Source organism: Streptomyces sp. MnatMP-M17, from assembly GCF_900091995.1.
In the GTDB taxonomy this organism is placed as follows: domain Bacteria; phylum Actinomycetota; class Actinomycetes; order Streptomycetales; family Streptomycetaceae; genus Streptomyces.
This window is the reverse complement of sequence record NZ_FMDK01000490.1, coordinates 1-11,126: the sequence shown is the minus strand read 5'-3', so window position 1 is coordinate 11,126 and position 11,126 is coordinate 1. Positions and strand designations below refer to the sequence as shown.

Here is an 11,126-nt window from a genome sequence, read left to right as displayed (position 1 = left end):
GCAGGACTTCAGCCACCGCCTGCACGAGGCGGGGCATCAGCCGTACTGCCTGGTCTGGCCGTGAGCTGGGGTTTCTTTGAGTACGGGCGGGGTTTTCGGACCCCGCCCTCGTCATATCCTTGGAGAGGCCGTCAGGCGGCCAGGGCACATTGAGGGCACATGGGCGGGGACTCGCCGCCGATTGTGCCCCGCGCTTCCGGATCGTCGGCGAACGCGGCGTCGATCGCGGAACGGGTCCGGGTCTCGCTCGACGGCAGCAGATGCGTATACGTACGCAGGGTGAAGCCGGGATCGGAGTGCCCGAGGTACTCCGAAAGGGCCTTGATGCTCTCCCCCGCGTCCAACAGGACCGACGCGTAAGCGTGCCGCAGCGCGTGCATGCCGTCCTCGGGCGCCGCCTGGAGGTACTTGGCCCCGCGCTCGCGCGGAGGGATCACGCCGACAGCGGCCAGGGCGAGCTTCCAAACGCCCTGGTTGAAGACGCTCCTGTTGTACGCCCTGCCCTTTTCGTCAACGAAAAGGAGGCGGAAGGTCTTCGATTCGCCGCCCGGCTTGCCCCAGGGCAGCGTGACCTCGACGGGCGGGAAGTCCTTCATGTGTGCCCTGAGAGCGGCGGCGAGTTGGGCCGACAGGGGCGCTGACCGGATCTTGTTGCCCTTGGGCAGGGCGAAGACAGCTTTCGTCCCCACCAGCCGCACCTGCCGGTTGACGTGGATCCACCCGCCCTTGAAGTCAATGTCCGTGTCGGCGAAGCCGAAGACCTCGCCCTGTCGCAGTCCGCAGCCGAAGGCGAGCTTGCCGCCGGCCTGGAAGCGCTTCGGGAGTCCGGCGATGACGGCACGCACGCGCTCCAGCGACCAAGGGATGATCTTCTTCCTGGTCGCGGTCGGCAGCTTGACCGACTTCGCCTTGCAAGGGTTCTTCGGCAGCAGCCCGTCCTCCACGGCCATGCCGAGGATGCTGGACAGGATGTCGAAGATGCCCTCGATCGTCGACACTTCAAGGCCGCTGTCCTGGAGCGTACGGATCCACCCCTGGATGATCGACGGCTGGTTGAGGCACCGCAGCTCGCGTCGGCCGAAGTGCTCCACGATGTGGTTGCGGACGGCCCCCTCGTAACGGAGGGCAGTTGTCGGGCCAACAGAGTTCGCATCTAGCCACTTCTGCGCGTAGGCGCCGAGCGTCTGCTTCGTCGCGGCGGGGGCGACGTAGGAGCCGCGTCGGATCTCGACGTCGACCTCAGCGGCACGGTTGTCCGCCTGGGCCTTCGTGTCGAAGTTCTCCTTGCGCTGGCAGCCGTCCAGGTCGCGGTAGCGGACCTGCCAGCGCTTGCCGATGCCGTGGTCGGCGGTGGCGGCCATCTGCCGTGTACGGCTCTTGTGTTCGCCGCACTCGCCTCGGTGGGCTTGGGGTGGGAAGGACCCTGCACACCCCGGGGACGGTGCCGGGCTGGCGATGCTGTTGGACGTCTCGCTCACCGCGGTCGCCTACGCGATGCACTGGCACCGCACCCGCCAGAACGTCCAACAGCAGGCAGCAGCCGAACAGACCCTCATCCACCTGCAGACCTCGTACGCGCAGATCGCCGTACCCGCCCTGACCGGCCTCTCCAGCCGCGCACCCAGCCCGCAGACCAAACGCCGCTACGCCCACCACCTCCAGCAGGCAGTCCCCGAACACGCCGAACGCATCCTGACCGACCCCGCCTGGGATGCCTGGCCACCGTGCTGGCCGAGGCGGAAGCAGCCGGGCACAACCCGACCGCGATCCTCGACCAGGCCCTCAGCCGGCGCACGCTCGACGACGCCCACAGCCCAGCCCGCGCACTGACCTGGCGCATCCAGCGCCTCGGCCATCGCCATGCACCCGGGCCCCGCGCCCAGGCAGCCAAAGCCCGCCACACCGTCCAGGACGCCGCGACACCGCCCGGACGGCAGCCGCAAGGGCATCGGCGCTGATCAGTCGACCGGCGGCGTGACGAGGATGGGCAGTTCCCGACGCCACGGACCAAGTACTCCCCCGAGCCTGGATCAGGCGGCCATCTCGCTGCGTATCCGGTCCAGTGACTGCGAAGCGGCGGCCTGGTGAGCGGGCAGCCGTGACCCCGCAGTTCGCATGATCCGCTGCAGCTGATGAGGGAGTCGCTGCACGACGGCCTCCTGGGTAGCGGTATGGAGCGACTGGGCGGCGCCACCCGTGTCGCTGCCGAGTAGTTGGACGTGCGCGACAGTGATCAGTTCGATGACGCGCCACTGTGGAGCCACGACAGTCGTGGGCATTGGATTGTGTTCCACCAGCCGCATAGCCATGTCGGCGCGCCCGGTTGAGACGAGACCGCGCAGGCGGATCTCGTGGAGGGAGAAGGGATTGAACAGGCTGGTGTGGTCGACGCGGTCGAGCAGGGCGTCAGTCTCCCGCATCACCCGGTCGAACAGTTCGCCGTTGCCCAGCCCGCCGGCGGCCCGGGCGAGCAGCGGCAGTGCGGCGGCGCGGGCGTTGTGGTCGGGCGCGGTCGCGGCAGCGCGGCACAACCGCTGGACCGCCGCACCCCGTAGGTTGGCCTTACGCAGTTCATTGCCGTACATGCGCAGCACGTACGAGGTCATGCCCGGGTCCCCGAAGTACTCGGCGATCTCAAGGCTCTTGGCCGTCCAGCGGGCGGCGGTGGCAAGGCGTTCTTCCGGCAGCACGTTGCCCAGGGCGACGCCGAGGCCGACGCGGGCCCGGGCGAGCAGGTGCAGAACGTCCCGCTCAGTGTGGCCGTCGTCGGCACGGGCTTCGAGCCGAGCAACGAGCGGCCACAGCTCCGAGACGGCTTCGGAGGCGTGGCCGGACTGGCGGGCGATCTCGGCGAGCCGGACGGTCGACTCACCGAACTGCAGCATCGCCCGGTGGTCCGTGTCGGTGGGGTCGGTGATGCCGAGGACGTGGGGCGGCAACCGCAGAACCTCGCAGACACGGCGGCGGGAGCCGATGTCGTCGAGGGCGCGCTTCCCCAGCTCCAAGGCGGAGATGTAGGTCTTGTCGTAGCCGAGGAGTTCAGCGAGCGCTGTCTGGTTCAGGCCGTGCACGCGTCGGTAGAAGCGAAGGATGCCAGCCAGATTCCCTACGGCCAGTACGAGTTGGGCCTGCGGTGTCGCCCAGTGCCACTGGGCGTGCCGGGCCGAGGGACGGGGAAGCGGGAGCCTGCTCTCCCCTGCCCGGTGCGCGATCTCGCTCCCGGCCATCGTCGGCTACATCCGCTCGTGGTCGTCCAGGGCCGTTGGGCCGTCGTACTCGCTGCCGTACCAGGCGGCGATGGCCCGCTTGTAGCCGTCGGGCATGTTCAGTTCCGGTACCTCGTCGGCGGTGAACATGCCCAGCTGCTTGTGCTCGTGGCTGACAACGGGCGGCCGATCGGGGGTCAGCACAGTGCAGCTGTAGGTCACGATCAGCACCCGCCGCCCCGGGATGGGCTGGTAGACCCACACGCCGCCGCCGATGAGCGGGCCGGCCTTGACCTCCCAGCCGGTCTCCTCCTGGATCTCACGCTCCAGCGCCGCCTCAGGGCTGCTGTCCGGAAGTTGTTCGCCATCGGGGCTGCCGATCTCCAGGCGGCCTCCGGGCAGCTCCCACTCATCGCGCTCGTTCCGCAGCAGCAGCACGCGATCACTTGCGTCGAGCGCGACGCCTTTCACGGAGACGGGCCAGAGCGGCGGCGTGTACGTCATGACGGTCCTCGTCCTGCGGTGTGCGAGCCGGGCCTTCGGAACGTAGCACGCGCACTTCAACCCACCACCCCACCGACCGAATTGTCCGAGTCGACAGTCTGTCGCTTTACCCGGACCACCTCGCCTCCTCACTCTGATCACACCGACCCCGATCGAAGGAGTACGGCGATGCTCGACGCCTCCGCAGGCTCCGAGACGCTCTTCGCGGACCACTACGTCAACCTGCGCGCCCTGCACGCCAACGACGTGATCGCCGCACAGCTTCGTGAGACCGGCCTGGTCACCCTCAACGGACTGACGACCCGACAGGAGGCCCTGGCGTTCGCCTCCCGCATGATGGCGATCACACCTCACCCGCACGGCGCCCCGGACGGCCTGACCCTGATCCACGACACGGGCAGCCATGCCCACCGCGCTGGCTTCGCCGGCCTCGGCAGCGGTGAATTGCAGGCCCACACCGAACGATCAGGCACCCCCGCGCCTCCCCGCCTGATCCTCCTGGTATGCCTGCAGCCGACGACCGCAGGCGGTGAGACCCTCCTCGCCGACGGACGCGAGGTCCACGCCCGCCTCATGGGCGAGAACCGAGACGCAGCAGTCGCACTCTGCCAGCCCAGGACCGCCTACTTCGGCGCGGGCACCGGCCACGCCACACAGGTCTTCACCGTCCAGGCCGACGGCCGAATCTCCATACGGCTGCGTCAGGACGGTCTGGCCCGATGGAGCCCCATCGTCCAGCCCCACCTCCCCGCCCTCCGCAGCGCCATCGCCACCAGCCAGCACCGCCTCCTGCTCCAGACCGGGCAGGGCTATCTGTTGGACAACCACCGCTGGTTGCACGCCCGCACACGCTTCACCGGGGACCGGAGGCTCCTGCGCGCCCTGGGCGACCCTCATTTCGCCCTCCCCGGGGGATTCACCCCACACCCGACAACCGCCGTCCTTCCCAAGACCAGCGAGCCCGTCTCATCGGCCCGCGCCCCGAGGAGGTGACCGATGTGACAGACGCCGAACAAGCCGCCGTGGGGACGTTGATGGTCGACAAGCGCAACGACCAGGTGGGCGTGTTCATGGGACACGCCGGGCCCTACGTCCAGCTCCGCCCGCTGAAGGGCGGCAGGGAGTGGGACGTTCCCCCTACGGAACTTCGCCGTCCCACCCAGGCCGAGGAGTTGAGCGCCAAGGTCGCCGTAGCGAACGGACGGTGGGGGCGATGAGTCCACGCGCCGTTCTCCGGCACGAGACCTGGACGCTCGAACCCGACCGGGAACCCGATGCCGAGCCGACCACGTACGTGATGCAGTGCGCCGTCGACGGCGAGACATCGCCGCCCAGCGAGGACTTCGCCGAACCCCAGAACTGGGTGCTGAAGCACTGCGGCCTGCACCCGTCGCACCACACGTACCGGGCCGCGCGGCGGCAGCCGCATATCAGGCAGGGCATCACTCGGCCGTGGCGCACCTGGCGGCGTACATGACGCGGGGACCGGTGGCCTGGCTGAGTCGTTTCGCAGGGCTACTACTGATCATCGCGATCGCCGCCTCGTGCGGCTTCATGGTCGGCGTCGCGGTCTCCACCAGCCCGGCCGGCCCCTAAGTTCCCGTTCCTGCCGGACGTAGCCGATCAAGAGGTTCTCCCCTACTTCGGGAAGCCCAGGCAAGGACGGGTTGCAAACCCCGCTCCGGACGGATCAACCGCTCGAACCCATGGACAGGTCGAGCGCCGTCCGGAGCGGGTCCGAAGGGCCACTTCGCCCCAACTCCGAGGAGGAGCAATGCCGAACAACACCCCCATCAGCCCGCCCACCGGGCCGACCCAGCCCGGACTGGTCAAGGCGCGCCGCCGGATCCAGGCCGCCCGCGAACGCGGCGTCACCCCGTCCGACGGCGGCAGCACCGGCCGTACCGACGGCAACGACTGATCCAGGAGGAGACGCGTTGTCGCCGCTGAACCTGGCGGCTCACCTGGGCCAGGACGAGTTCCTGGCCCAGGTGCTCCACCGCCACTACCGCCACGTCCCCGCCGCCCTCAACAACCCCGGCAGCCTGATCACATGGGACGACGTCAACACCATCCTGGCCGCCCACCGCCTGGAACCACCCCGCTTCCGCCTCTCCGCAGACGGCGAGATGCTGGCCGCCCACCGCTACACCGCCCCGGTCACCACCCGCCGGCACACCGTCTGGCACCGCCTGCACCCCAGCGAACTGCACGCCCGCCTCGCCGAGGGCGCCTCCCTGGTCATCGACGCCATCGACGAACTCCACCCGCCCGTCGGCCGCGCCGCGATGGAGCTGGAGCACTGGCTGCGCACCGGAGTGCAGACCAACCTGTACGCCTCATGGACCGCTCGCGAGGGCTTCGGCGTGCACTGGGACGACCACGATGTGATCGTCATCCAGCTCGACGGAGCCAAACGTTGGAAGCTGTACGGCCCCACCCGCACCGCCCCCATGTACAAGGACACCGACGAACCCGAGCCACCGCCGGAACAGCCGATCACGGAGCTGGTCCTGCGCCCGGGTGACCTGCTCTACCTCCCCCGCGGCTGGTGGCACTCGGTGGCCGCCTCCGAAGGCGAGCACTCCCTCCACCTCACCTTCGGCATCCAGACCACCACCGGCGCCCAGCTGCTGTCCTGGCTCGCCGACGACCTGCGCCGCCACGACGTTCTGCGAGAAGACCTGCCCGTCCACGCACCAGCCACCCAGCAGACGGCCTACCTGGAACGGCTACGCATGGAAGTCACCACCGCCCTGAGTAACCCGCACCTCGTCGACCGGTACACGGCAATGCGCGACGGGACCGACCTCACCCGTCTGCGGCCGAGCCTGCCTCACATCACCGGCATCCCCGCAGTCCCGGACCTCCGCATCAGGCTGACCACCACACGAGCTCACATGGAACCGGCGGCCAACAAAGAGGGCGTGATCTTCCGGGCCTGTGACAACGAGTGGGAGATGGCTGGGGAAGCCCGGCCCTTCCTCCAGCACATGCTGTCCGCCGCACCCAGCGCCGTGTCCCTCGGCGAGCTGGCCACAGCATCCGGCATCTCGGTCGCGGAGGTCGCGGCCATCGCCTCGGAGCTGATGGACGGCCAAGCGATCGCAGTGGAAGGAGACAGACGATGAGAAGAGCGTCCCTGGGGCTGGGCACGTACCGCATCCGCCCTTCCGCCCTGAACGAAGCCGTCGCCCGCGCAGCCACCAGCCCGGCCGACGCCTGGATCGACACAGCGCCCAACTACCTCGACGGTCAGGCCCAGTCCCTGCTCGCCCCCGTCCTCGCCCGGCATCCGATCCCGGTTTCAACCAAGGTCGGATTCCTGACCGATCAGGCCACCGAGGACGCCCTTTCCAACAGGGCCCTCACCATCGAGGAGGCCGAACACGGTCATTGCCTGAGCACCTCGTACGTCCACTGGCAGTGCGCCCGCAACCGCACCGAACTCGGCCGCGACCGCCTTGACCTCGTCTTCGCCCACAACCCCGAGCACACCGCCGGCGACGCGTACGAAGCCCTGCGCGACGCCTTCAGCGCCCTCGAAGCAGAAGCAGCGGCCGGAACCCTGACCGCCTACGGCGTCGCCACCTGGGACGGCTTCGACACGGACGCACTGACCATCCCCGCCCTGCACCAACTGGCTTCCGAAGCCGCCGGCACGGAAGACCACCACCTGCGAGCCATCCAACTGCCCGTATCCCTGGTCACCGCAACCGCGTTCGGCCAGGCTCTGGACGGGGAGGGCCCCATCACTCAGGCAGCCGAGCTCGGATGGCAGGTGTACGCCTCAGCGCCTCTGTTCGGCGGCAAGCTACCGCGCCTGGCCACCCTCGAACTCACCGCGCTGTTGGCCCCGCACCTCACCACGCCCCAGGCATGCCTGCTGGCGGCGGCATCATGCCCCGGAGTGACACAGATTCTGCTCTCCGCCTCCACCCCGGCACACTGGGCCGAAGCCCAAGCCGCCCTACGAAGCCCGGCCATCCCGACCTCCACGCTGCGAAAGGTGCTGGATGTACTCGCCGCCACCTGACCCCACGGATCAGCAACGCATGCGCCGAGCCTTCATGCGGTCCGCGGAGACACTGGGCGTCGAGATCGCCGACCCCGAGTTCTGGGGCTGGCGCGGCCGCACCCTCAGCAGCCGCGCCGAACACCCAGAACGAGGATCCTGCTGGCTGAGGCTGCTCTCTGCACCCCAGGACAAGGCAGCGGGAAAGTTCTGGGAGGGCAACCGCCAGGCCGCCGTGCTCTTCGACAACCGCGTCCACAAGCCGCTGCTGCACGGCACCACGGAATCAAGCAGCGACGGCTACGCCTACCAGGCCGAACTACACGAGTACGTCACCGAACCAGCCTGCTCCCCCACCCCCGTTCTGTGCACGGACCCGGATCCGCCGACCTCCTGGTGGGACTCTCTCCGCACCGACCTCGATCACGTACACGCCGTCCCCACGGACCGCGTAGCCGTACGACAGGAGTGGGTGGACCGCACCGTCCCACGCTTCCTCGACATGCCCGGCCCTCGGATCACAGACTGGGCGACGGCCCACGGAGACCTACACACCGCCAACCTCACAGTCGCCACCCCCTATCTCCTCGACTGGGAAGGCTTCGGTCTGGCACCGGTCGGCTACGACGCCGCCATGCTGCTGGCCTACTCCCTGCTCGTCCCCACATTCGCCTACCGCGTCCGCGCCACCTTCCCCGTACTCAAGGCCGAGCCCGGGCGCATCGCCCAGATCATCGTCATCACCGAACTCCTTCAGTCGGCTTCACGTGGGGACCATCCACAGCTCGTCGCCGCGCTCCGGGGCCTGGCCGCGGAGTTGGTATGACGCCCCTGATCGCCAAAGGTCGGCTCGGCTGATACGGCGAAGCATTCGGAGAACTGGTCCCAGGAACCCCCGCAGCCGCGCGACTGCGTTCGTTCGTCTCACGCCCCGCGCTGGGCCCGTAGTCACGGACGGGCCCAGCACAAATCAACAGCACTATTTGGCCAAGGCCATGACGTTCTCCAGCAGGGCGTGCAGGAGTTTCGGTTCACCGCCAGCGGTGCGGGCGGCCTCACCGTACGTTGGCGCATGCTTACCGTCGGCATATCCGTCGGTCTGCTTGATCAGCTCTTTCCGGCGGTCATTCCACGCCTGCCAGTCCTTGGCGAGGTAGGTCTCCAGATCGTCTTCGAACACCGTGTGGGTCGCCTCGCAGGCGGTCGCGGGACGGGCCGCCATCGAAGCACCCAGATACCCCAGGATATCCATGTTCTTCTCGCTTGCCACCTGCGCTCTGTTGGCGTCCCGAGCCATTGTCTCCGGGCCCGCGTCGCCGTCGAAGACGACATAGCAGCCCACCCCGAATCCCGTGAGGATGGCGTGGCACAGGATGAGGTTATCCTTACCCTCGGCGTTGATCACGATGATGCCGTCAGCCCCAAGACTGACACCTTGACGCTCTGCGAAACCGAGGATGAGGTTCTCCTCCGTTTCCCCCTCGACTACCACCGCAGCCTTGACGAACAAGCCCTCGGCTAGCGCCTTCACGTATCGCGTACTCGCGTGACGCCTGATCGATTTCTCCGTGACGCGGCCCGTGAGCAACTGCACCAGGTCATGCTCCGAGAGCTGTCGTACGCGCACGTCGGGGTGATCTCCACTGCCGACCCGGCCGAGTCGCCGAATCTGCTGGTAATTCCGAGGATCGATGAACACGGGACTGTGCGTTGCGTACATCACCTGCGTCCGGTCTGCTGCCGAGGCGACCAGACCCCTCAGAACTTGAGCGAAGACTCTGGTTTGTGCCGGGTGTTGGAACAACTCCGGCTCCTCAATTGCCAGGCACAGCGAGCGCGTTCCGTCCTCGGGACGCCGACTCTCTGCGAGATACTTCAACGCCGCGATGATCAAGGCACGCTGAAAGCCGTGCCCCTGGCGGCGCACCGACGTCACAGCCGCCCCATCTTTGACAACGACCGCGAACGAGGTCTTGGCTGGCTTCGGCGTCTGCGCCACAGGCGTCACAACAATGTGCCGACCCGTGGTGAACTTGGCGACCTCGTCGGAAAGCGAGCCCGACAGCTTCTTGAGTATCGGGCCGTAGACCTCCTCATGCACCTTCTCGCGCGCGGCCTGCGCGTCATCCTCAATCGCCGTGAACCGCGCCTCGGCCTTTGAACGGTCCACCGCGTGCTCAAGAATCCGGCCAACCACAGTGGTCTTGGCGTCGTCCGCCTCCTCGTAGGCACGCAGGTCGGCCGAAATAAATACAAAATCGATCAACTTGGCGAGGAGCCCCTGACCAGCGAAGCCGAAGAACTGTGTGCTTTCGACCTCCGCCTCGTCGAGCCGATCGCGATTCTGCGATTCCCAGGTACGCATGGCCGCTTCCGCAGCGTCCCAACCCCGGGCAGCGGGCAGGTCCAGCCCTGGGGCACTGTCGCGCAGCTCCTTGTACGCGTTGTGCTTCTCACGGTTCCCATCGCGCCGCCTGATCTCCTCGAATGGCGGGTACGCGAGAGCCTTCCCGGTGATCCGGTCGTTCCCGTCGTCCCACGTGCGCCAGAGGATCACCGACTCGATACCGTCGGGCGCATAGTGGCCCAACGCTGCTCGGTCGAACGCGGTGAGTCCGTCGAACTCCACTTCCACACGGATCCGCTTGCCTTCTGCCGCCGAGTGAACGTCTTCCTCCCTCAGCACTCCGCCCTTTTCTCCGTTGAAGAACCAGTCGAGTGCACGCAGCACGGTGGACTTACCGACGCCGGTGGGACCGATGAGGGATGTGATGGCATCGAAAGAGACGTCAACCGTGCGGAGACAGCAGAAGTTCTCGATGCGTACGCGCTTGATCTTCACGAGCGTCCTGAAGGTGCAAGTGGTGTGGGGCTTCGTCAGCCCACAGGGTCAGTTGTGACGCTAGCGCCATCAGTGACGTGTGGTCAGTTTCTTTTCATAATTAGATACATCAGGACATCAACTACTAGCCACACTGCCTGTCCGGAGGCGGGCATCGTTCCGAGTGCAGCACATTCTCCGAAGGCATCGGTACTGGCCCGGCTTGGCGGGAGGGGACCTCAAGCTCCCAGGCAGACACCGGCATGGCCAGATCAGAGACCGCACTGCCACGAAAGCACCGCCGCTTCCCAAGCTGAGAGCACGAGTTCGGTCCAACCCGGGCGATAGACACGGAAACTCGCGGCTGCCCTCGACGCGCCCCGAGGGCACATCCAGGGCACATGAGACTGGGAAACGGCGTTGACCCGTGAGAACTAGCGGGATCAGTTTCCCCAGGTCAACGCACGTTTCGCCGAGAAACACCAGGTCAGCGCCCTCCCGCCCCCACTCGCTGCACGAGTGGCAGGACTTCAGCCACCGCCTGCACGAGGCGGGGCATCAGCCGTACTGCCTGGTCTGG

Annotated in this window: 10 protein-coding genes and 2 pseudogenes; 8 read left to right on the top strand and 4 right to left on the bottom strand. The window is 67.5% G+C overall.

All coding sequences use genetic code 11. From position 1 onward, the window contains the following. Window positions 1-131: 131 nt before the first annotated feature. Window positions 132-1,429 (bottom strand): annotated as a pseudogene (locus GA0115259_RS21820) (tyrosine-type recombinase/integrase). Here GA0115259_RS21820 and GA0115259_RS21815 point away from each other — a divergent pair. Further along, window positions 1,417-1,958, top strand: a pseudogene (locus GA0115259_RS21815) (mobilization protein); the annotation flags it as partial. The pseudogenes GA0115259_RS21820 and GA0115259_RS21815 sit on opposite strands and share 13 nt — an antisense overlap. A 72-nt stretch (window positions 1,959-2,030) precedes the next feature. Here the strand turns inward: GA0115259_RS21815 and GA0115259_RS21810 are convergent. Both GA0115259_RS21810 and GA0115259_RS21805 read right to left on the bottom strand, forming a co-directional pair. Continuing rightward, window positions 2,031-3,227: a helix-turn-helix domain-containing protein gene (locus tag GA0115259_RS21810; protein WP_202450221.1), complete on the bottom strand. Its 1,197-nt coding sequence runs from the start codon at window positions 3,225-3,227 to the stop codon at window positions 2,031-2,033. 6 nt (window positions 3,228-3,233) lie between these two features. After that, complete coding sequence (locus tag GA0115259_RS21805; RefSeq protein ID WP_093599831.1) at window positions 3,234-3,710, bottom strand: NUDIX hydrolase; 477 nt, start codon at window positions 3,708-3,710, stop codon at window positions 3,234-3,236. A gap of 168 nt (window positions 3,711-3,878) precedes the next feature. On the opposite strand from GA0115259_RS21805, the gene GA0115259_RS21800 reads away from it, so the two are divergent. The 7 genes from GA0115259_RS21800 (at window position 3,879) to GA0115259_RS21775 (ending at window position 8,551) form a co-directional block, all read left to right on the top strand. Further along, window positions 3,879-4,703 (top strand): TauD/TfdA family dioxygenase, encoded by an 825-nt coding sequence (locus GA0115259_RS21800; RefSeq protein ID WP_093599828.1) that lies wholly within the window; start codon window positions 3,879-3,881, stop codon window positions 4,701-4,703. A gap of 41 nt (window positions 4,704-4,744) precedes the next feature. Beyond that, window positions 4,745-4,927, top strand: coding sequence for a hypothetical protein (locus tag GA0115259_RS21795; protein ID WP_202450223.1), 183 nt, complete (start codon window positions 4,745-4,747; stop codon window positions 4,925-4,927). After that, window positions 4,924-5,187 carry a DUF7848 domain-containing protein gene (locus GA0115259_RS21790; RefSeq protein ID WP_202450220.1) on the top strand — a complete coding sequence of 88 codons (264 nt, stop codon included), beginning with the start codon at window positions 4,924-4,926 and terminating at the stop codon, window positions 5,185-5,187. The genes GA0115259_RS21795 and GA0115259_RS21790 overlap by 4 nt, the downstream gene beginning before the upstream one ends. 297 nt (window positions 5,188-5,484) lie before the next feature. Next, window positions 5,485-5,631, top strand: a complete 147-nt coding sequence (locus tag GA0115259_RS40470) for a hypothetical protein (protein ID WP_176732613.1) — start codon at window positions 5,485-5,487, stop codon at window positions 5,629-5,631. A gap of 16 nt (window positions 5,632-5,647) precedes the next feature. Continuing rightward, window positions 5,648-6,841 carry a cupin domain-containing protein gene (locus GA0115259_RS21785; RefSeq protein WP_093599822.1) on the top strand — a complete coding sequence of 398 codons (1,194 nt, stop codon included), beginning with the start codon at window positions 5,648-5,650 and terminating at the stop codon, window positions 6,839-6,841. Next, complete coding sequence (locus tag GA0115259_RS21780) at window positions 6,838-7,746, top strand: aldo/keto reductase (protein WP_093599819.1); 909 nt, start codon at window positions 6,838-6,840, stop codon at window positions 7,744-7,746. The genes GA0115259_RS21785 and GA0115259_RS21780 overlap by 4 nt, the downstream gene beginning before the upstream one ends. 19 nt (window positions 7,747-7,765) lie before the next feature. Next, a complete protein-coding gene (locus GA0115259_RS21775; RefSeq protein WP_093599816.1) occupies window positions 7,766-8,551 on the top strand; it encodes a phosphotransferase in 786 nt (261 codons plus the stop codon). Between the two features lie 153 nt (window positions 8,552-8,704). Here GA0115259_RS21775 and GA0115259_RS21770 read toward each other — a convergent pair whose 3' ends face one another. Next, window positions 8,705-10,567, bottom strand: a complete 1,863-nt coding sequence (locus GA0115259_RS21770; RefSeq protein ID WP_093599813.1) for an ATP-dependent nuclease — start codon at window positions 10,565-10,567, stop codon at window positions 8,705-8,707. Between the last annotated feature and the right edge of the window lie 559 nt (window positions 10,568-11,126).